Annotated in this window: 16 protein-coding genes; 4 read left to right on the top strand and 12 right to left on the bottom strand. The window is 72.8% G+C overall.

What is annotated here, in order from left to right:
* Positions 1–132 precede the first annotated feature (132 nt).
* The 8 genes from ACFP3U_RS15265 to ACFP3U_RS15230 form a co-directional block, all read right to left on the bottom strand.
* Positions 133–690, bottom strand: a complete 558-nt coding sequence (locus tag ACFP3U_RS15265; protein ID WP_380226034.1) for a 3'-5' exonuclease — start codon at positions 688–690, stop codon at positions 133–135.
* Positions 691–787: 97 nt separating this feature from the next.
* Positions 788–1,252, bottom strand: coding sequence for an ATP-binding protein (locus ACFP3U_RS15260; protein WP_380226033.1), 465 nt, complete (start codon positions 1,250–1,252; stop codon positions 788–790).
* A gap of 67 nt (positions 1,253–1,319) precedes the next feature.
* Entirely contained in the window at positions 1,320–1,733 is a 414-nt protein-coding gene (locus ACFP3U_RS15255; protein ID WP_380226032.1) for an STAS domain-containing protein, read from the bottom strand.
* 88 nt (positions 1,734–1,821) lie between these two features.
* Positions 1,822–4,203: a PP2C family protein-serine/threonine phosphatase gene (locus ACFP3U_RS15250; protein ID WP_380226031.1), complete on the bottom strand. Its 2,382-nt coding sequence runs from the start codon at positions 4,201–4,203 to the stop codon at positions 1,822–1,824.
* A 129-nt stretch (positions 4,204–4,332) separates the two neighbouring features.
* Entirely contained in the window at positions 4,333–8,727 is a 4,395-nt protein-coding gene (locus ACFP3U_RS15245; protein WP_380226030.1) for a HAMP domain-containing protein, read from the bottom strand.
* Positions 8,728–9,030: 303 nt separating this feature from the next.
* Positions 9,031–9,846: a hypothetical protein gene (locus ACFP3U_RS15240; protein WP_380226029.1), complete on the bottom strand. Its 816-nt coding sequence runs from the start codon at positions 9,844–9,846 to the stop codon at positions 9,031–9,033.
* A gap of 134 nt (positions 9,847–9,980) precedes the next feature.
* The gene (locus ACFP3U_RS15235) at positions 9,981–10,301 is read right to left on the bottom strand and encodes a MazG-like family protein (RefSeq protein ID WP_380226028.1); all 321 of its coding nucleotides are present in this window, start codon (positions 10,299–10,301) and stop codon (positions 9,981–9,983) included.
* Between the two features lie 292 nt (positions 10,302–10,593).
* The gene (locus tag ACFP3U_RS15230; RefSeq protein ID WP_380226027.1) at positions 10,594–11,985 is read right to left on the bottom strand and encodes an MFS transporter; all 1,392 of its coding nucleotides are present in this window, start codon (positions 11,983–11,985) and stop codon (positions 10,594–10,596) included.
* Positions 11,986–12,542: 557 nt separating this feature from the next.
* On the opposite strand from ACFP3U_RS15230, the gene ACFP3U_RS15225 reads away from it, so the two are divergent.
* Both ACFP3U_RS15225 and infA read left to right on the top strand, forming a co-directional pair.
* Positions 12,543–13,340 carry a GNAT family N-acetyltransferase gene (locus tag ACFP3U_RS15225; protein ID WP_380226026.1) on the top strand — a complete coding sequence of 266 codons (798 nt, stop codon included), beginning with the start codon at positions 12,543–12,545 and terminating at the stop codon, positions 13,338–13,340.
* 88 nt (positions 13,341–13,428) lie between these two features.
* Positions 13,429–13,650 carry a translation initiation factor IF-1 gene (gene infA, locus ACFP3U_RS15220; RefSeq protein ID WP_375969364.1) on the top strand — a complete coding sequence of 74 codons (222 nt, stop codon included), beginning with the start codon at positions 13,429–13,431 and terminating at the stop codon, positions 13,648–13,650.
* Positions 13,651–13,764: 114 nt separating this feature from the next.
* Here infA and ACFP3U_RS15215 read toward each other — a convergent pair whose 3' ends face one another.
* The gene (locus ACFP3U_RS15215) at positions 13,765–14,649 is read right to left on the bottom strand and encodes a prohibitin family protein (RefSeq protein WP_380226025.1); all 885 of its coding nucleotides are present in this window, start codon (positions 14,647–14,649) and stop codon (positions 13,765–13,767) included.
* A gap of 1,288 nt (positions 14,650–15,937) precedes the next feature.
* Positions 15,938–17,104: a glycosyltransferase gene (locus ACFP3U_RS15210; RefSeq protein ID WP_380226024.1), complete on the bottom strand. Its 1,167-nt coding sequence runs from the start codon at positions 17,102–17,104 to the stop codon at positions 15,938–15,940.
* A 320-nt stretch (positions 17,105–17,424) separates the two neighbouring features.
* Between ACFP3U_RS15210 and ACFP3U_RS15205 the strand changes: the two genes are divergently transcribed.
* Entirely contained in the window at positions 17,425–17,685 is a 261-nt protein-coding gene (locus tag ACFP3U_RS15205) for a hypothetical protein (protein WP_380226023.1), read from the top strand.
* 96 nt (positions 17,686–17,781) lie between these two features.
* On the opposite strand, the gene ACFP3U_RS15200 is transcribed toward ACFP3U_RS15205, so the two are convergent.
* A complete protein-coding gene (locus tag ACFP3U_RS15200) occupies positions 17,782–18,594 on the bottom strand; it encodes a poly-gamma-glutamate hydrolase family protein (protein ID WP_380226049.1) in 813 nt (270 codons plus the stop codon).
* 166 nt (positions 18,595–18,760) lie between these two features.
* A complete protein-coding gene (locus ACFP3U_RS15195) occupies positions 18,761–19,207 on the bottom strand; it encodes a hypothetical protein (protein ID WP_380226022.1) in 447 nt (148 codons plus the stop codon).
* A 412-nt stretch (positions 19,208–19,619) separates the two neighbouring features.
* Here ACFP3U_RS15195 and ACFP3U_RS15190 point away from each other — a divergent pair, with 412 nt between their 5' ends.
* The gene (locus ACFP3U_RS15190; RefSeq protein WP_380226021.1) at positions 19,620–21,002 is read left to right on the top strand and encodes a histidine-type phosphatase; all 1,383 of its coding nucleotides are present in this window, start codon (positions 19,620–19,622) and stop codon (positions 21,000–21,002) included.
* Positions 21,003–21,023 lie beyond the last annotated feature (21 nt).

Below are 21,023 nucleotides of genomic sequence, written 5' to 3'. Positions count from 1 at the left end.
CGGCGGGGAACGCGCGCCGCCCGGCCCACGATGACGCATGCGCGCTCCACACCGCCAGAGCGCGACCGGGGGCGCACGAGGCACCGGGCGACCGCCCCCGGCGCCCCGCACGCCACCCGCTACGGCCAGTCGCTACGGCCAGTCGCCGCGGGCCACCAGGTCCAGGACCAGGCCGGCGATGTTCCACGCGTCGTCGTCGCCACGGTGGTGGCGGCCCTCCAACGGGAGGCCGGCCAGGGTGAGAGCCTGGGCCATCCCGGGTCGGCGGCGCAGCCCGTAGGCGGCCGTGAAGGCGGTCTTCGCGTTGGTGTGGCGATGTCCGAACGGGTACTCCGTGCCCGTCCGCCGGCACTGGCGGGTGAACTGGTCGCGGTCGTAGTCGCCCCAACTGGCCCACGGGAGCGAGCCGGTCCGGTGCAGGACCGCGAGCGTCCGGCAGGCCTCGGTGAAGGTCAGCCCGCCGTCCACCTCGGCCTGGGTCAGGCCGGTCAGCTCGGTGCAGAACGGGCTCACCTCCGACCGGGCCGGGCGCACCAGCAGGCGGTGCTTGGCGAGACGTACGCCCGCGCGCAGGTCGACCACGGTGAGCCCGATCTCGATGATCTCGCTCACCTGACCGGGTGGCACCGGCCCCTCCCAGCAGGTCGCTTCGACGTCGACCACGTTCAACAGGTGCGCGTTCACGTCCATGGCGAGCGAGCGTAAGGGCGTCACCCGGCTCGGGTCACCCGGATTTCCCCCGGGCGGTGGGCCGGCGGGCGGGGTCCTCCTAGAGCCCCGGTCGGCGTCAGCCGCCCGGGTGGAGGCGGTGGGCGGTGACTTCGGCCCAGACGACCTTGCCCCCGTCGAGCGGTTCGGCGCCCCAGCGGTCGGCGGTGCGGTGGACGATGTGCAGGCCGTGGCCGCCGGGGAGGGCGGGGTGATGGGGCCGGCGGAGGGTGGGCACGGTATCCGTGCGGTCGCTGAGCTCGATGCGCAGGCGGTCCTCGGTGGCGTCGAGGACGAACTCCACCGGGCCGTCGCCGTGGAGCATGGCGTTGGAGACGAGTTCGGCGACGAGCAGCACGACGTCACCGGCGATGCCGGGCCCGCCGCGCGGGTCGGCGGCGAGGCCGTACCAGTCGGCGAGGGCCGTGGCGGCCAGGGTCCTCGCGTGGGCCACGGGCCGGGCCAGGCCGGCCAGGCGCAGCCGTCTGCGGCGGCCTCCGGGCGGGAGCCCGGCGCCTTCGACGGCAGCCCAGCTGGTCGTCATGCGCGAGGTCCCTTCGGATCGGCGGTCGGTTCGTCCTGTCGGCTTCCCGGTCCCGTCCGGACCATGCCTACTCCGGCACCCGGTTACGGTTCGGCAGAGCCGCTTCCACGGACGGGTGGAGCGAGAAGACGCTCTGCGCGCCGGTCAGCTCCAGGACCCGCATCACCCCGGGCGGCGCCGCGGCCAGGTGGAGCGCGGTGCCGGCCTTTCCGGCCGCCAGGCGGGTCCTGAGCAGCAGGTTCAGGCCCGAGGAGTCGCAGAAGCCGACGCCGGCCAGGTCGACCACCAGCGCGGCCGGGCGGCGGTCGAGCAGGTCCCCAAGCGCCCGGGCGGCGGGGGGCAGGGTGTCCCCGTCGAGGTCGCCCGTGAGCGAGCAGACGTACACCCCGCCCTCGAAGTCGGCCACCACCACGTCGAGGCCGGGGCCGGACAGGGCGGTGCTCGCCGTGGTGTCCGGTCCACTGTCGGCCGGCATCGTCATCGCGTCCCCTCCACTGATGTCCGTCCGACTGTACGGAGTCCCCGCCCGCCGAGCCAAGCCCGCGCCCCCACGCGCCGGTGCGGCGGCGTCAGCGGATCATGATGCCGACCAGGCAGGTGTCGTCGTCGGTGTCCGCGCCGCTATAGCGCAGCAGGTGGTCCAGGTGCGCCTCCAGATCGTCGCCGATCCCCGCGCTCGCCTTCTCGACCAGGGCGACGAGGCTGTTGAGGCAGGCCTGCAGGGACTGGTCACGGCGTTCGATGAGGCCGTCGGTGTACATCACGAGGGTGTCGCCGCCCCGGAGGAGGACCTCGCCCTCCTCGTAGTCGGCGTGGTCGATCGCGCCCAGCAGGATGCCGCCCAGCTGGGGAAGCGTCTCGGCCCGTCCGTCGCGCAGGAGGACGGGCGGGAGGTGCCCGGCGCGGGCCCAGCGCAGCCGCCGCGTCCCGGGGTGGTAGAGGCCGCAGACGGCCGTCGCGGTGACGCTGTCGGTGAGGTGGTGGGTGACGCTGTTGAGCCAGGTCAGCAGTTGCGCCGGGCCCGCACCGGTGGCGGCGAGGCCGCGCAGGGCGTTGCGCAGGGCGACCATGCCGGTGGCGGCCTCGATGCCGTGGCCGGCGACGTCGCCGACGCACAGCAGCACCTCGCCGGTGGGGAGGGTGAGGGCGTCGTACCAGTCGCCGCCGACCAGGTGGTCCTTCTCCGCGGGGCGGTAACGGACGGCGCCCCGGAGGTCAGGCAGGTCCAGCGGGCCGTGCGCGGGCGGCATGATGGCGTGCTGCAACTGGAGGGCGAGGCGGGCGCGTTCGGCCGCCTGCTGCTCGCTCTGGGCGAGCTGGTCGCGGGTGGCGGCGAGCGCGACCTCGGTCCAGTGCTGGGCCGAGATGTCCTGGTAGGCGCCGCGCACCATGCTCAGCTGCGCGTCCGTTCCGGCGACCGGCTCGGCGACGACGCGGATGTGGCGGGCGACCCCGTCGGGGCGCTGCAGCCGGAACGCGCAGGAGGCGGGGCGCCGGTGGTGGAGCAGGGTGCGCAGGAAGCGTTCGATGGCCGGGCGGTCGTCCGGGTGGGCGTGGTCGGCGAGCCGGTCGAGGGCGACGGGGCGGGCGCTCGGGGTGAGTCCGTGCAGGTCGAACAGGGTCTCGTTCCAGGCGATCTGGCCGGTCAGCAGGTTCTCCTCGAAGCCGCCGATCCGCCCGAGGCGCTGGGCGTGCTGGAGCAGCCGGGCCACCCGGGGGGTGCCGTCGTCGAGCCGCCAGACGACGGCCAGGCGCCGGCCGTGGCGGCTGATCGCCACCTGGGCGCGGGTACTCAGCGGGACGCCGTCGACGAGGGCGGACAGCCGCATGTTCTGGGCCCGGAAGGGCTCGCCGGTCGCGAAGGTGTGCTCCACCGCGTCGAAGAGGCCGCCCGGTTCGGCGGCGAGCGGGTAGGCCTCCAGCAGGCGGGCTCCGACGATGGCGTTGCCGGGCCGGCCGGCGAAGTCGACGAAGGCCGGGTTGACGTGGTCGATGGCGAACTGGAGGGGGGCGTCACCGCTGCCGGGTGCCAGGCTCAGGATCAGACACGGGTCGAGCAGGCCGTCGGTGAGCTGGCGCAGTTCCTGGAAGCCGGTGTCGGCGTGGCCGGAGGGGCCCGCCGGGTCGGCGTCCCAGGTCTCCAGGGCGGCGGCGGCCAGCTTCGCGAGGGCCTCGAACTGCCGCTGGAGGGACGGGCTCCGCGGCGGCAGCGCGTCCGGCCAGCAGATTTCGAGCACGCCGACGAGCCGCCCTCCGCTGCCCGCCGGAAGGGCGAGCCGGCCGCCGCCGATCTCCAGGCTGCCGATCGAGGGCAGTTGGGCGTCGGCGATCGTCGCATGGCCGACGGTCTCGCGCCGGTCGAGCGCCCGCCGCGCGGGGGTCGGCACACCGGGGGGCACGTGGCGCCAGCGGTGGGCCTCGGCCTCGCTGAAGCCCGCGCCGCCCGCGAGGGAGAGGGACTGGTCCGGATGGGCCGCCCAGATGGCGACCGCCGTGGCGCCGAGGGGGCGCAGGGCGTGGTCGAGCATCGACTGCGCCACGGCGGGGGCGTCGGTGCTCGCCAGGGTGTCGGCCTCGGTCCGGCGCAGCCGGAGGGCGGCCGGGTCCACCGGTCGCGCGGAGGCGGCGAGGAACTCCCCGGCGATGGCGGAGATCCGGTCCGCGGCGGCCTGGTTGACCAGCTCGGAGGCGAGTTCGAGCACCGAGCCGCCGGACCTGTCGGCGAGGTCGGCCAGTTGGGCTGCGGCCTCGGTCGGGCCGCAGCGCAGGCGCTCTATCAGCACGCCGACCGCCATCTCGATCAGCGCCCGCCCCGCGGTGTCGGCCTGGGCGCGTTCGAGTTCGCACCGCAGCTCCTCCACCGTCGAGGCGAGCCGGCCGATCGCCGTCGCTTCGCGGTCGGGCGTGGAGCCGGCGGACGGCGCCGGGTTCGTTCCCCGTTGTGTCCCCATGCGGTGGGCGGACTGGTCGGACGGCGGCGCCGCGGGCCCGGGTGGCGCTGCCGTGGGGCTGTTCACGGGATGCTGCTCCTGGGGGTCGTGCACGGCTTCGCCTCCTTGGTGTCCCGGGGGACGGCGTCGTCAGGACCCGTCGAGCTGGTGCTTGATCCGGTTGACCAGCTCTCCCGCGTCGACCGGCTTGGTGATGTAGTCGCTCGCGCCGGAGGCCAGGCTCTTCTCCCGGTCGCCGATCATGGCCTTCGCGGTCACGGCGATGATCGGCAGCCGGGCGTGCTCGGGCATGGCGCGGATGGCGGCGGTCGCGGTGTAGCCGTCCATCTCCGGCATCATCACGTCCATCAGGATGACGTCGAGACGCGGGTTCGCGGCCAGCACGTCGAGGGCGGCTCGACCGTTCTCCGCCTGGAGGACGCGCATGCCGTGCAGTTCCAGGATTCCGGTGATCGCGTAGAGGTTACGGTCGTCGTCGTCGACGACGAGGGCGGTCCGGCCGGCGAAGGCGGCGTCCGTGTCGGGGGCCGCCCAGTCCTGCGCGCCCGCGGACCGCAGCGGCAGGACGTCGCCGGGGCGGTCGGCGCTCATGTGCAGGGCGATGCGTTCGCGCAGTTCGTCGAGGCTGGAGATGTACTCCACCCGCCGCGCCCTGCCGCCGTGCGCGCGTCCGTCCTCCTCCTCCTCGTCGTCGTCGGAGGAGGCGGCGGCGGCGAGGCCGCGGCTGGTGTGGGCGAGGACCGGCACGCCGAGCAGGGCCGGGTCGCGGTCCATGTCCGCCAGGAGGTCGGCGGCGGCGGTGTCGGGGAGGTCGAGTTCCAGGACGACGCAGTGGCAGGGGCCCGCGGCGAGGGTGGCGGCGGCCTCCTGGGTGTCGACGGCGGTGACGATCTCCACGTCCCGGCCGGCCTCCGCCTCCGCGTAGCGGGCGACATCGGCGACGGCGCTCTCCGCGACGAGCGACAGCAGGCCCTTCGGGCGCCCCTCGACGACGAGCAGCCGCCGCGGCAAGACCGGCGGCCGGTCGTCGGCACCGGAGGCACCGGAGGCGTCGGTGGCGGCGTCGGTGGCGGCGTCGGCGTCGGCGTCGGAGGCGTCGGGGCCGCTCCCGCCGGTGACCCGCTCCGGGCGGCCGCCACCACCGGCCTCCGGCACCCCGGCGGGACGCGGGAGGGCGGAACCGGTGGCCTCGGGGTCGGGGCAGGTGACCGGCAGGTAGAGGGTGAAGGTGCTGCCCTGGCCGGGGGTGCTCTCCGCGGTGATCGCCCCGCCCAGCAGGTGGGCGATCTCGCGGCTGATGGACAGGCCCAGGCCGGTGCCGCCGTACCGGCGGCTGGTGGTGCCGTCCGCCTGCTGGAACGCCCCGAAGACGGTCTCCAGGTGCTGGCGGGCGATGCCGATGCCGGTGTCGACGACCCGGAAGGCCAGCACGGGGGCACCCCGGCGCACCGTGTCCGGGACGGCCGCCCCCTCGACGCCTTCGATGAGCAGTTCGACGCGGCCCTTCTCGGTGAACTTGACCGCGTTGGAGAGCAGGTTGCGCAGGACCTGGCGGAGCCGGTAGTCGTCGGTGGTCAGCTCGCCGGGCACGCCGGTGCCGGTCCGGACCGCGAAGGCGAGGCTCTTCTGGCTGGTCATCGGCCGGAAGGTGGCCTCGACGTAGTCGAGGAGCGCGGGCAGCGGGACGGGCTCGACGGTGAGGTCCATCTTGCCGGCCTCGACCTTGGACAGGTCGAGGATGTCGTTGATCAGCTGGAGCAGGTCGGAGCCGGCGGAGTGGATGATGCCGGCGTACTCGACCTGCTTGGCGCTCAGGTTCCGGGTGGGGTTCTGGGCGAGCAGCTGGGCGAGGATGAGCAGGCTGTTGAGCGGGGTGCGCAGTTCGTGGCTCATGTTGGCCAGGAACTCCGACTTGTAGCGGGAGGCCAGCGACAGCTGGTGGGCGCGGTCCTCCAGCTCCTGGCGGGCCTGCTCGATCTCCAGGTTCTTGGTCTCGATGTCGCGGTTCTGCGCGGCCAGCAGCTCCGCCTTGTCCTCCAGTTCGGCGTTGGAGGCCTGCAGCTCCTCCTGCCGGGCCTGCAACTCCTCGGAGCGCACCCGCAGTTCGGCGGTGAGGCGCTGGGACTCGCCGAGCAGCTCGTCGGTGCGGGCCCCGGCGACGATCGAGTTGACGTTGACGCCGATCGTCTCCATCAGCTGGTCGAGGAGGTCCCGGTGCACGGGGGTGAACGGTCGCAGCGAGGCCAGCTCGATGACCCCGAGGACGGCGCCCTCCACGACGATCGGCAGCACGACGAGGGACAGCTCCTCGGTGCGGCCGAGACCGGAGGAGACGGCCAGGTAGCCGGCCGGCAGGCGGTCGACGGCGATGGTCCGCCGGCTGCGGGCGACCTGGCCGACGAAGGACTCGCCCAGCCGGAACCGGTCGGGGCGCTCGCCGTCGGGGAAGGCGAAGGACGCGACGAGGCGGAGCACCGTCCCGGCTCCGTCCTCCTCGGTGAGGTAGAAGGCCCCGCACTGCGCGCCGACCAGCGGGGTCAGCTCGTCCATGATCGATTCGGCGACGGCCGCGAGGTCGCGCCGGCCCTGCATCAGGGCGGAGATGCGGGCGAGGTTGGTCTTGAGCCAGTCCTGTTCCTCGTTGGCGCGGGTGGTCTCGCGCAGGGACTCCACCATGAAGTTGACGTTGTCCTTGAGGTCGGCGACCTCGCCGGAGGCGTCGACGGTGATCGAGCGGGTGAGGTCGCCGGCGGCGACGGCGCTGGTGACCTCGGCGATCGCCCGGACCTGCCGGGTGAGGTTGCCGGCCAGCTCGTTGACGTTCTCGGTGAGCCGCTTCCAGGTGCCGGAGACGCCCTCGACCTTGGCCTGGCCGCCGAGCCGGCCCTCGGTGCCGACCTCCCGGGCCACCCGGGTCACCTCGTCGGCGAAGGCGCCCAGCTGGTCGACCATCGTGTTGATGGTGGTCTTCAGCTCCAGGATCTCGCCGCGCGCGTCGACGTCGATCTTGCGGGTGAGGTCGCCGTTGGCCACCGCGGTGGTGACCTGGGCGATGTTGCGCACCTGACTGGTCAGGTTGTGCGCCATGAAGTTGACGTTGTCGGTGAGGTCCTTCCACGTCCCGGCGACGTTGGGCACCCGGGCCTGGCCGCCCAGCGTCCCCTCGGTGCCGACCTCCCGGGCCACTCTGGTCACCTCGTCGGCGAAGGCGGAGAGCGTGTCGACCATAGTGTTGATCACGCCGGCCAGCGCCGCGACCTCGCCCTTGGCCTCCACGGTGATCTTCTGCGAGAGGTCGCCCCTGGCCACCGCGGTGGCGACCTGCGCGATGGAACGGACCTGGCCGGTCAGGTTGGAGGCCATCACGTTGACGTTGTCGGTGAGGTCCTTCCAGGTGCCGGAGACGCCGCGGACGGTGGCCTGGCCGCCGAGGTTGCCCTCGGTGCCGACCTCGCGGGCCACCCGGGTCACCTCGTCGGCGAAGGCGCCCAGCTGGTCGACCATCGTGTTGATGGTCTCCTTGAGCTCCAGGATCTCGCCCCGGGCGTCGACCCGGATCTTCTGGGTGAGGTCGCCCTCGGCGACCGCCGTGGTCACCGAGGCGATCGCCCGGACCTGCGCGGTGAGGTTGTCCGCCATCACGTTGACGGACTCGGTGAGGTCCCGCCAGGTGCCCGAGACGTCCCGCACGTCCGCCTGGCCGCCGAGCCGGCCCTCGGTGCCGACCTCCCGGGCGACCCGGGTCACCTCGCCGGCGAAGGAGGACAGCTGGTCGACCATCGTGTTGATGGTCGTCTTCAGCTCCAGGATCTCGCCCCGGGCCGTCACGGTGATCTTCTGCGACAGGTCGCCGCGGGCGACGGCCGTGGCGACCTGGGCGATCGCGCGGACCTGGCCGGTGAGGTTGCCGGCCATGAAGTTGACCGAGTCGGTGAGGTCGCGCCACGTCCCCGATACGCCCTTGACGTCGGCCTGCCCGCCGAGGATGCCCTCGGTGCCGACCTCGCGGGCCACCCGGGTCACCTCCCCGGCGAAGGAGGACAGCTGGTCGACCATCGTGTTGACGGTGTTCTTCAGCTCCAGGATCTCGCCGCGCGCGTCGACGGTGATCTTCTGCGAGAGGTCGCCCTTGGCCACCGCCGTGGCGACCTCGGCGATGTCGCGCACCTGGGTCGTGAGGTTGCCCGCCATCGCGTTGACCGAGTCGGTGAGGTCCTCCCACGTCCCGGACACGCCCGGCACCTGGGCCTGCCCGCCGAGCCGGCCCTCGGTGCCGACCTCCCTGGCCACCCGGGTGACCTCGGAGGTGAAGTGCGAGAGCTGGTCGACCATGCCGTTGAACACGGTCGCGATCTCACCGAGCAGCCCGTCGGCGTCCGCGGGCAGCCTGGTCCCGAAGTCGCCGTCGCGCACCGCCGTCAGGCCCGCCAGCAGCAGCCGCAGATCCGGTTCGCCGACCTGCGCGGCGGCGTATCCGGCGCTGCCGCGTCCTCGTGAAGCGGTGGGCGGTGTCGAGCCAGCCATGGAACGTCGCCTCCAGACCACGCCGGGCCCGCAGGTCCGGCATCCGAGCGCGCGCACCCCTGCACAACCGGGGCGCAGGCACGTACGCCCTGGAGGCTACCCCAGCCCTTCCACCCTGCGGAAAGGCGTCGGCGGCCGGGCGCGCGCTTCCGTACACTCCCGGTCCCCGGTAGGACTCCGCCGAAGTCGCTCTGGTTCCAGGCGACTTCGGCCTCCGGGCGCCCCGGCCCCTGCTAGCGCTCAGGCCGCCCTTGCGAGGGCTCAGGCCGCCTTGGGGAGCGGTCGGGCCGCCTTCGCGAGGGCTCAGGCCGCCTTGGGGAAGTCCTTGCGCTTGATCTTGGCGCGGCGGCCGTCGGGGTGGTGGAAGACGATCCCCTCCGCCAGGCTGCCCGGCGCGTAGCGGCTCTCCAGTCCGGCGAGGTACTCCCGCAGGCCTTCGTAACTGCGCGGCACGGCGGTGAACACCGGCGCCTCCAGGTCGAACGGCACGCAGAGGTGGTCGTCCAGCTTCAGCGGGTTGCCCTGGATCCGGGGACCGAGGGCCTCGCAGGGGTGCTCACCGTCCGGCCAGGTGGCCACGTCGGTGTTGCGGGCCGCGGTCAGGATCCACCGGTCCTCGGGGCCGTGCTCGTCGGTGTCGACGTACCAGCCGTCGACGATGCCCTGCTGCTTCTGCGCCTTGCTGGGGTTGCGCCGCTTCTCCACCCGCACCAGGTGGCCGCCGCGGACGGTCAGCCGGACGTTGGTGCCGTCCAGCTTCTCGGTGGGCGCGCCCTCCCCGGCGAACACCCAGGCGCACTCGGCGCGCGGGCGGTCCACGACGCGGAAGTCGCCGTCCCGCTCGAACAGCGTGGGGATCTTCTCCATGACCTGCCTGCCTCTCCTGACCTGCCCGACCAGTTCCTCGTGCGTGATCGCCCCCGCGGCCAGGCCGCTCGCCAGGGCCCGCACCAGGTCGGCGACGGAGACCTCGGTGTCCACGGCGACGCGCTTCAGCGCCTTCTTCTCCTCCGGGGAGACCCAGGCGACCAGCCGGGACCAGCCGTCGGGCGGGGTCCAGCGCGCCAGCTTCTCCGGGTCCTTGCGCGGTCGGCCGCGGCGTTTGACCTCTTCTTCCATGGCGGTGAGCGTAGGAGCCGATTTGATGTTGTGTCAATTGGCATAACAGAAATTCGACCGACCTGGACGGAGGGGCGCACTCGGCGGGCCCACCGTCCTATCCCGCCGGGGCGACGGCCCGTTGCGGGCCCGGTTCACGGTCGGCCCGGGTGGGTGCGGGCGGCGAGCATCCGCAGGTGCTCCTCGAAGAACCAGCGGGGATCACCGCCCATCCGCACCAGCAGCAGGAGCGCGGTCACCGCCACGTCGCAGGCCTCCTTCCGTACGTCGTCCCAGTCATGGGAACGCCCCTTGCGCGGGTTCTCGCCGAGCGCCCCGATCGCGGCCTCGGCGACCTCGCCGACCTCCTCCTGGAGCTTCACGATCTGCACCAGCCAGCGCTGTTCACCGACCATCGCGGTCTGTGAATCGAGGCTTTGGGCAAGGGAGTTGAGGGTGTTCCAGGTGTCGTCCATGGCCGGGGATCCTGCCGCTGTTCGAACCGGTCGATCAACACGGGCGGTTCCCGGCGAGCCTGTGGCGAACGCGGCGTTTTCGAGCAGCAGTCCGGGACGCCGCCGGCCCGGGCCCCCGGGCGTTCCCACCCGGACTGGGCGGTTGGCGGAGGGATCGGCGCTTCGGCGGAAGTTCACCTGGTCGGCTGCACCCCTGGGCACGGGCGCCGGGGCCGCTCCGGTCGGAGCGGCCCCGGTGGTCGTCGCGTCGCGTTGCGTTGTGTCGCGTCGCGTCGCGTCGCGTCATGTCGTGTCAGCGGACCGGCTGCGGTGCGGTCGCGGTCGTCCGGGTCGGTGCCTTGGCGGGCCCGGCCCCCGGCACGGCCGACGCCGCGCCGAGCCCCGTACCGCGGGTCTCCTCGGCCCAGAGCACGCAGACCAGCAGGCCGACCGCGGTGACCCCGGCGGCGATCAGCATGGTGGGGCCGGTGCCCAGCCCGGTCAGCCCCAGCGGCAGCAGATAGGTGCCGGCGGCCGCGCCGATCCGGCTCACCGAGGTGGCGACGCCGACGGCGGTCGCCCGGATCTCGGTCGGGAACAGCTCGTTGGGGTAGGTCCAGTCGAGCACGTTCGGCCCGCCGCACAGGAAGGCGTAGGCGCAGAGCGCGACCACCACGACGGCGGCCGGGGCCTCCGGCCAGACGCCCAGGAGCGCGAGCGGGACGATCATCAGCGCGAAGGACCGGATGATCACCGGTCGGCGGCCCCAGGTGTCGATCAGGCGCAGCGCCGGGTAGCAGCCGAGCAGGAAGACCAGGCTGACCAGGCCGGTGCCGAGGGTTTCGAGCACGGTGCCGCCCGGCATGCCGAAGGCTTCGAGGAGCTGCGGCCCGAACGTGAGCATCGCGAACAGCGGCCCGACCTGGCAGAGGAAGAACAGCCCGCAGAAGAGCGTCCGCCGCCGGTACGGCGGGGTCATCAGCAGCCGCAGCCCGGTCGGGCGGCCGGCCTCGGCGCGCTCGGGCAGCAGCTCGCGGCCGTTCACCCGGACCCCGAGGTGCCGTTCGACCAGGCGGACCGCCTCGCCGACCCGCCCGTGGGCGGCGAGCCAGCGGGGCGACTCCGGGGAGCCGCGGCGGATCACCAGGAACACCACGCACAGCACGGCGGAGCTGCTGAGCATCCAGCGCCAGCTGCCCGGTCCGCCGATCCGCAGGAACAGGTAGCCGGTCAGGTAGGCGAGCACGGCGCCGGCGTACCAGGCGACGATCTGCTGACCGAGCAGCCGCCCGCGGTGCTTGGCGGGCAGCCACTCGGCGAGCAGGGAGGTCGCGATCGGGTAGTCGGCGGCCACCGCCATGCCGAGGACGAAGCGCAGGAGGGCGATCGCCCACACCGCGTCGACCCAGAAGGACAGCACCGAGCAGACGATCATCACGATCAGGTCGGCGGTGTACATCACCTCCCGCCCGATCCGGTCGGTCAGCACGCCGAAGAGTGCGCCGCCGACGAACATGCCGACCAGCGCGGCCGCGCCGATCAGGCTGACGTCGGCGGTGGAGAGCCCGAGCTCGGGACGCATGCCGATGAGGGCGACGCCCACGATGCTCAGGATGTACCCGTCGAGCAGCGGCCCTCCGGAGCAGGCGAGGGCGAGCCTGCGGTGGAAGGCGGTATACGGGGCGTTGTCGATGGTGCGTGACATTCGTTCAGGTCCTCCGGAGCGCGCCGGGTGCTTCCGCACCCGTGCGCCGCGTAGACGGTCGTGGGCGGCCCGCCGGTGGGGCCGGGCCGCTCGCCCGGCGTGACCGGGCGACCGTCCACGGTTGCCCGGTCCCGGGGGCGGTCCCCCGGGTCGAAGGTCGGTGGAAGACGGGACGAAGGTCCCGATTCGGACGGGTCCTCCGCCCGTGCCGGAAGGCCGCAGGCTCTGCAAGCGCGGGGCGAACGCCGTCCGGCGGCCCGCCCGCACCGGGCGATGTGACGCTGGGCACTCCGGATGCCCTCGGCGGACGGCCGGGAACGACCAGGACGTGACGGCGCGTCGGCGCTGTGCTCGGCGGAGGGCGCTGCCCGTCACAGGAAAATGACTTGGGCGGTCGGCTCGCGGCTGGTAGTGTCCGGCAGGCCGTGAAAGAACACGAGGAGGTGAGACCCATGAAGGCTGTATCCCAATGGGTGCTCCCCCATGTCGTCACGGCGGGCGACTGAAGCAGGTGTCGCCGGGAGCGCTTTGGATGGCTCTCCCGAAAGGCAACACCTATGAACTCCGTACAGTCGAATTCCCGGACCGACGAGCGCCCGATCGCGGTGACGCGCGTCACGGACACCGAGTGGCACGCCCTGGAGGACGACCGGCTGGTCGGCCGCGGCGACGCCTCGCAGCGGCCCGACGGGCGGCTCTTCGTGAGCGTCGACGCCTGGCACGACCCGGTCTTCGACCGCATCACCGCCGCGATGACCGCCGATCTCCCGACACCCCTGTACGCGGTCGTCGACGAGACGGACCAGGAGTCCGCCGCGGCCTGGCGCCGGGCCGGTTTCACGGTCGAGCGCCGCGAGCTGGGCTACCTGGTGCCCACCGATCCCCGGATCACCGGCCTCGGACCGGTGCTTCCCCCGGCGGGTGTGACCGTCCTCCCCGCCGGAACGGCTGAGGAGGAGCCGCTGCGTTCCCTCGACCGCACCGTCCGCGAGGAGGTCGAGGCCGGGGCCGGCTGGCGGACGATGCCCGCCGAGGTCCTGCCCCGACCGGCGTGGTCCACCATGGCCGACCCGTCGAAGTACGCCGTGGCGAAGGAGTCCGACCGGTACGTTGGGATGATCCGGGTAGCGCCGCTCACCCGGCAACCGCGGATCGGGCTGATCGCCGTCCGGGCCGACCACCGGCGCCGGGGCATCGCCCGGGCCCTGCTGGCCCACTCCCTGGGCTCGCTGCACCGCTCCGGAAGGGAGTCGGCCTGGGCCGAGGTGGACGAGACCAACCCGGCGGCCATCGCACTGTTCGAGAGCATCGGCGCCCGGCCCACGGGCGCCACCCTGGAACTCGTCCGCCGCTGACACGGCGCCGGGCCGACCCCGGTCACCCACTCCCCACTCTTCACTCTTCACCGACCGAACCGTCACCCCGACGGAGAATTGAGACAGCATGACGAAAACAGCAGGCGGCATCGAAGTCGAAGGCACCGTCACCGAGTGCCTGCGCAATGCCACCTTCCGTGTGGAGCTCCAGAACGGGCACACCGTCCTGGCCCACATCAGCGGGAAGATCCGGAAGAACTACATCAAGATCCTTCCCTTCGACCGCGTCCTCGTCGAGGTCAGCCCCTACGACCTCACCCGCGGCCGGATCCGCTACCGCTACCGCTGATAGCGCCCTGACGCCGGTGCGGCGGCGCCACGAGCACGGGCGGGCCGCACCCACCGTCTGAAGTACCGGGGCCGAGGCGGATCTCTCCGCCTCGGCCCCGACGTTCCGTCAACCTCAGCGCTTGGTGCCGTCCACGATGACGGGTGTGCCGTTGGCGCCGCAGGGGCTGGCGTAGACGGCGTTCTTCTCGGCCGCGGCCTTGAAGGCCTCGATGCACTGGCTCAGCAGGATCTTGTCGGTGAGCGAACCGGCGATCGCGGCGTTGGCGGCGGCGGTGCTGTCGGCGTCGATCTTGCGCTTCTCGGCCTCGGCCTTGGCCGTGCGCACGGCCGCCTCCGCCTGGGCGGTGGCCTGGTCCTGCTGGATCTTCTGGTCGATGGCCTTCTGCAGCCCGTCGCTCGGCCGGACGTTGCGCAGGTTGACGCCGTTGACGAGGATGCCGCGCGGGGCCAGCCGAGCGGTGATCAGCTTGTCGATCTCGGAGCTGATCGCCTCCCGCTGCGAGCTGTAGCCCTCGACGCTGGTGTGGCGGGCGAAGACGTTGCGGACGATCTCCCGGCTGTCCGGGTAGACCAGCCGCTGCTGGACGGCCTCCGTGTTCCCGGCCAGCTTGAACAGCTCGGTGGCGTGCTGGGGGTCGATCGACCACTTCACGGTGAGGTCGGCGTACAGCACCCCGCCCTCGGAGGAGCGGACCTCGACGGTGGAGTCACCGGTCAGGTCGAGGTCGGCGGGGCGGGTGGAGAAGGTGGTCACGTCGGTCAGCGGCGACTTGAAGTGCAGCCCCGGCTGCCAGGTGCCGCCGACCTTGCCGAGTCTGGTGGGCAGCGCGACCTCGGTCGGCTCGACCACGTGCACGCAGGTGGTGAGCCCCAGCAGCAGCCCGAGGCCGCCCGTGAGGACGCCGCCGAGGGTGAGCGGCCAGGAACCGATCCCGCGCCACCGCAGTATGAGCAGACTGATGCCGACGGCCAGGAACAGCAGGGACACGATGAGCATGGTGAGGTCTCTCGGACTGGAGTGATCACTACGGACGGCCGCAGCCTAGGCAGCCCGTCTGCGTCCTGAGTCCGATTCAGATGATGTTCATACGATGAACCCCACCCGTTGGACGTGCCCGTTGGCCGTGCCCTTTGGACGTGCCCGTTGGCCGTGCCTGCCCGTTGGCCGTCAGGGGCACGCGTGCTCCGGGTCGTCGTGGGTGAGTGCGCAGATCATCTGCTCACCTCGGCGGTGGTCCGGGTAGGTGGCGCGCAGTTCCGCCTGGAAGTCGTTCCACTGCCGTGTGATGTCCGCGACGGCCAGGTCGAAGGCATGCCGGAAGTTGTCGTCGACCCGCGAACGGGCGACGATCTCGCCGTCCTTGGCGAGCACGCCGTCGTGCCGGACCCGGCCGGGGCAGGACCTCGGCGACTGGCTTCCGGTGGAGTCGAGGTCGGGATAGCAGCCGGTGGTGAGGTCGCGGGGGACGAGAGCGGTGGCCCTGGGGATCCAGTCGGCGTCCTTCATACCGGCCCACGTCCGGACCTGGAACAGGTCGGTGACAGTGGTTCGGGCCAGGCCGGGCGGATTGTCGACGCCGACGGGGCGGCCGGCGTCGGCGTGATCGGACCAGTTGCTGTGGGAGTAGAAGTCCTCGATCTGGTGCCAGCCCCGGCCCAGTTGCTCGAAGACGACGCACTTGGCGCGACCGGGGCTCTCGTCCCACGGGCAGGGGTCGGACAGGTCGTTCGCCCCGGGGATCACCTTGCCGTCGGCGTCGACGAGCCCGTCCGCCGCCGCGACGGCGTTGCGGAAGCGGACGACGGAGCTGCGGACGCAGGCGATGAGCTCGTCGTCGGCCTGTTCCCTGGTCCTGGGGTAGTCCGGGGTGTCGAGGAAGTCGGCGTTGTCGCAGTGGAGGAAGCCGAGGTCGAAGTAGGGCCGCTTGTCGTTGGCGCCGATCGCCCCGTCCCTGCCGTCGGCGAGCTGCCCCAGCGACGCGTCCTCCCAGGAGGCCAGCGCCTGGCGGGTGATCGCGGTGTGGTTCTCCGGCAGGAAGGCGTGGGCCGGCGGCGCCGGCAGCAGGACGACGGCGAGGGTGGCGGCGACGGCGGTCGGCAGCAGGGCGGCGCGACGGATCCGGCGTCCGGGGAGAGTATGCGCAGGCCACCTCCGGGATCGGGTGGGCCCCCGGGGGCGAGCGTGGGCGACGCAGAACCGCGCCCGCCACCAGAACCACTGTGCCGGAGATCCCTCGAACCCGCACCCGGGCCGGGGCCGGCCGCCGTCCCCTGCGGCGTCGGGGTCAGCCGGCCGGGTCGAGCAGCAGCTTCGCGGCGACCGTCGTCCCGTCGGTGCGGACCGTCTCGGCCACCGCCTTCGCCCGGGCGCGGGTCTCCGGGGCGAGCGCCACCGCGAGTGCGGCCGCCAGGGACTCGGCGGTCGGGGTCGGGCCCTCGTGTGCCACACCGATGCCCAGCTCCGTCACCCGCTCCGCCCAGTACGGGTGGTCCGCGCCCTGCGGTACCAGCACCTGGGGCACACCGGCCCGGGCCGCCGTCGCCGTACTGCCCGCACTGCCGTGGTGCACGACGGCGGCCACCCGGGCGAACAGCGCCCCGTGGTCGGCCTCGCCGACGGCGAAGCAGTCGTCCTGTTCGTCGATCAGACCGAGTTCCGCCCAGCCGTGGGAGAGCACGACGCGGCGTCCCTGCGCGCGGATCGCCTCGACGGCCACCCGGGCGGCATCCTTCGAGGCGGTCATCGGCATGCTGCCGAAGCCCACGAACACCGGCCGTTCCCCGGCCTCCAGGAACGCCGACAGCTCGGGCGCGAGCGGCCGCGCGGCCGGCCGGAACCACGTACCGGTCTGGACGACCCCCAGCTCGGTGGGCTGCCACGGGCTCAGGACGGGGTCCGTCGCCAGGAGCGGCCTGTCGGTGAAGGCGTAGTCGCGGACGTTGTCCACCGGCGGCAGGCCGACCTCGGCGCGCCGGGTGTTGAGCAGCTCTCCGAACATGTCGTTCGCGGTCCGGGCGTCGATCTCCCAGAGTTCCCGGTGGTCGGACACCCCCGGCGGCAGCGGACGGCCCCGCCGCGCGGGCGGCGGCTGGTGCGGCGACGGCAGGCTGACCGGCGTGTGGCTCACGTACGCGAACCGGATGCCCAGCTTCTCCGCCACCGACCGCGCCCCGGCCGTCGCCGGCAACGGACCGGTCGCCACCAGCACGTCACACCCCTCGGCCGCCCCGGCGAGCACGTCGAACTGCGCCGCCATCAGATCCGCCGCACGCTGCGCCAACCCCGCCGCCGACCCCGGCACCACAGTGGTCACCAACGGCCGCACCGGCTCCCCCACCGGCACCATCGCCACACCGGCACCGACCACCAACCGCGCGAACTCCTCATCCGGCGGCGCACACACCCGCACCTCCGCCCCCAGCTCCCGCAACCGCACCGCAAGCCCCACCATCGGCTCCACACTCCCGCGGGCCCCGTACGTCGACAACAACACGCGCATGTCTTCTCACTTCTGTGGATTCCGCCCCAGCCGCGACCGGCGAGAGGGAGCCTCCCGCCCCGGCTCAGATCCGTGATTCTGCGCCATGACCAGGGCCTTGCCGCAAGCCCCCCGGGGCGCTATAAATTGATCATGGAAAGCCCGGGCCGAGCCCCTTTCCACCCGGTCTCACCAGGACGGACCGGCACTCCCGCACAGCCGCCGGGGTGGGTGATGCAGGTCGGTCGCCCGTACGCCCCCCGTGGCGGTTCCCACCCGATCTTGGCGCCGTCGTGCGGCGGACAGTCGCGGAGGGGCGCCTGCCGGCGCTCGTTGTCATCCATGACGACGAGGGCGATTGGCTGATCGGGGACGGCGTGAACGACCCGAATCTCCCCGATGCCAGTGGCGTCTACTGCATCGCCTGCATCGCGGAGGACGATCCCTCCATCTCCGAGACAGCCGGCTTGGAACCAGGCTTCGCCGCCCATCGGGACGGACCCGGGCTGCCCTGGACCATCCAACCGTTCAGCTACGAGGATGACGAAGGTTGAACGTCAAGCTGAGTGAGTTGCAGCACAGCGCCTGGCTGGCCGACCTTCGAAGGCCCCGCCCCGTGGGGCGGGGCCTCATGGCGATGCCGTGGGGGGTCAGAGGACGGGCTGGGTGGCTTCGAGGCGGTGGGTGGCGGTGCGGACGGCGGTGGTGAAGGTCCAGAAGAGGGGCAGGGTGTTGGCGGCGCGTTCGGTCCGGGTGTTCTTGCCGGTGGCGAACATCGCGGTGCGCAGGTCGGTGGTGATCTCCAGTTGGGCGCCCATGCCGAGCAGGCTGCGGTTGCAGATGTTGTCCGGGGAGATGCCCGCGATCTCCTCCTCGCCGGAGGCCGTGACCGCGCGGATGCCGGCCGCCGCGAACTCCTCCATCAGGTACTGGCGGAAGGTGGCGTTCAGGCCGCCGACCAGGACCGCCTGGGCGCCGGTCTCCAGACCGGCCTGGGCGGCGGTGCAGCCGTGCAGGGAGAGCACGTTGAGGCTGCCGGCGCACATCGCGCGGGCGAGGGTGTCGTCGCAGTGGGTCGAGGTGACGTGCAGGGCGCTGTTGCCGGAGGAGCGCATGCCCTCGAACATCCAGAAGTCGTGCACCGGCCCGGCCGCCGGGGTGGGGGCGAGGTCGGCCGGGTGGTAGCCGGCCACGGCCAGGCACAGCTCGGAGGTGCCGCCCTCGATGCCGCCGCCGTGCGGGGCGATGACGGTGGTGCGGACGATCCCGGCGCGCGCCGCCGGGTTCTGGTCGTCGACCAGGTGCCGGCGGGAGCGCCGGCCGTAGTCCACGCCCTCGACCAGGGTCGGGTCGGAGTAGAGCGCCGTGTTGGAGGCGTAGGTGTCCGCGGCGTGGGCGGGGGTGCTGCCCAGGGCGGTGACGCCGACGGCGGCGAGGGCGGGCGCGGCGGCAAGGGCGGTCATCAGCGTGCGACGGTTTATCACGGGCGGTGATCATGACAGAGGGATCGAGATCCTGGCAAACCCCGGCCGACCTGGGCCTTTGCCCCGGATCCCGGCCGGGGCCACACCGCCCGACCGCACGCGAGCGGCCTCCGGTGTGGCTCGGAGGCCGCCGCCGTGCGCGGGCTCAGTGCGCGTTGGTGTACATGTACGCGCCGGTCTCGTAGTTGTAGGCCGCGAGCTTGATCAGGACGCCGGCGTCGGACCTGACCTGGCGGGGCATGGTGAAGAACCCGTACCCCATGTACTCGGTCGCGGCGACGCCCTCCCAGCTCCAGCCGCCGCTGCCGTTCGACGTCAGGATCCAGACGTTCTGGCCGTAGTGCGTGGTCATGAAGTCGATGGAGGCCACGTCGTGTCCCCCGGTGTCCGGGCCGTTGTGGATCATCAGATCCGCCACCACGCCGTCGGAGGACACCTGGTCACACCAGTAGAAGTAGCTCTTGTAGCACTCGACGCGGTAGCCGGGGGCCGACGGGGCCGCGGCGGCCGGTGCGGCAACGGCGATCGGCAGGGCCAGCAGGCTCAGCAGACCCAGGGCCGCCGCGCCGAGACGGAGCTTCTTGCCAGTCACGTGCGATCCTCTTCCCTCTCAGGAGTGGCGCCCTCCGGGGCGGAGGGCGCTCACGGTGGTGCCGGGGAAGCGACGGCGGCGTGACCGTCCGGCATCGGGGCGTCGGTGCCGGACAGCGGACGCCGAAGGGGCGTCTCCGGCTCCGTGGGGGGCGTCGATGCCGAGCCACGTCGTCGTTGAGGACTTTCGGCCGGGATCCTAACCCGCCCCGGCGGCCGGTGAATTGTAGGAATGCGCAAGGCGCAAGCGGGCGGCCGCGCTCCGGGGCGGGCCACCGACGGCCCGCTGTCCGGCGTTCAGGCTGTCGTCACTCGGGGCACGACGTGGCGTCGTCCGGGATTCTCGTGGTCGTGGCAGCGTGCGGCTGACCGAAAATACCGGCCGGTAGTCCGCACCTATCCGAAGGGCCGCCGTGAAGCGCACCGCCCCCTCGTCCGCCGTCGTGGCCGCCTCGCTGGCCGTTTCCCTGGCTGCCGGAGTGCTGTTCACCGCAGGGACCGCCGCCGCGCAGGAGCGCGGCGGTGCCTCGCGTGTCGACCGCGATCTCTACGGTACGAAGGCCCCGTACGAGCCGCAGGGGCGGCCCGGCCGGTACCAGAAGGCGCCGAAGGGGTTCGTCCCGGTCTTCACCGAGAACGTCGCCCGCCACGGCTCCCGCGCCATGTCGGACGGCGAGGACGGCGAGGCCGTGCTCGCCGTGCTGCGCCGGGCGCAGGAGCAGGGGGCTCTCACCGAGCTCGGCGCGCGGCTGGCCCCGCAGGTGCAGGCGCTGATGACGGCCGCCGCCGCGGTGGGCTTCGGCAACCTCTCCGGACGCGGCGCGGACGAGCAGCGGCAGACGGCGCTGCGGATGGAGCAGCGGCTGCCCTCGCTGTTCCGGACGATCGCCGCCGAGCGGCAGCCCGTCGTGGTGGAGACCTCGGGCGTGGCGCGCGCGGTGGCGAGCGCCGGTGCCTTCACCGCGGGCCTGACCGCCGGTGAGCCGGCCCTGGCGGGTGCGATCAAGGCGCCCGTCACCGACAAGAACCTGCTGTACTTCCACAAGCAGCCGCAGAACGCCGACTACCAGGCGTATCTGGCGAGCGATCCGGATCTGGCCGCAGTCCTGGCCGGCATCGAGCACCGGCCCCGTACCGCCGAGGCGGCCCGCCACACCGTCGGGCGGCTGTTCCGCGCGGGCTTCGCCGAGGCGCTGTCCGCCGACGAGCAGATCGCCTTCGCCCGTGCGCTGCACCAGCTCTACAGCGCGGCGCCCGATCTGAGCGTGGAGGCGCCCGACGTCGACCTCACGCCCTTCCTGACCACGCACGACGCCCGGTGGTTCGCCTACCTGGACGACGCCGAGGAGTTCTACCAGTCGGGCCCCGCCTTCCGCGGACGCGCCATCACCTACCGGATGGCCGGCGTGCTCCTCGACGACCTCCTGGCGCAGGCCGCGGCCAAGGCCGCCGGGACCAGCGGCAACGGCGCGGTGCTGCGGTTCACCCACGCCGAGGAGATCGAGCCCCTCGCCGCCCTGATGGGCCTCCCCGGCAGCACCGAGCCCGCCGACCCGGACGAGCCGTACAGCTACCGGAACAACCCGTGGCGCGGCGCGGAGGTCTCCCCGATGGCCGCGAACATCCAGTGGGACCTGTTCGCGAAGGCCCCCGCCGAGGGCCGCCCGGCCGCCTACCTGGTGCGCATGCTCTACAACGAGAAGGAGACGGCCTTCAAGTCGTCCTGCCGGCCCGTCAGCAAGGGCAGCTACTTCTACACCCTTGACGAGCTCAAGCACTGCCTCGCGCACGCCTGACCTGCGGGTGGGCGGACGGCG

It is taken from the genome of Kitasatospora misakiensis (genome assembly GCF_042656005.1).
GTDB classification, from domain to species: Bacteria; Actinomycetota; Actinomycetes; order Streptomycetales; family Streptomycetaceae; genus Kitasatospora; species Kitasatospora misakiensis.
This window is presented reverse-complemented; position numbering and strand designations above follow the sequence as displayed.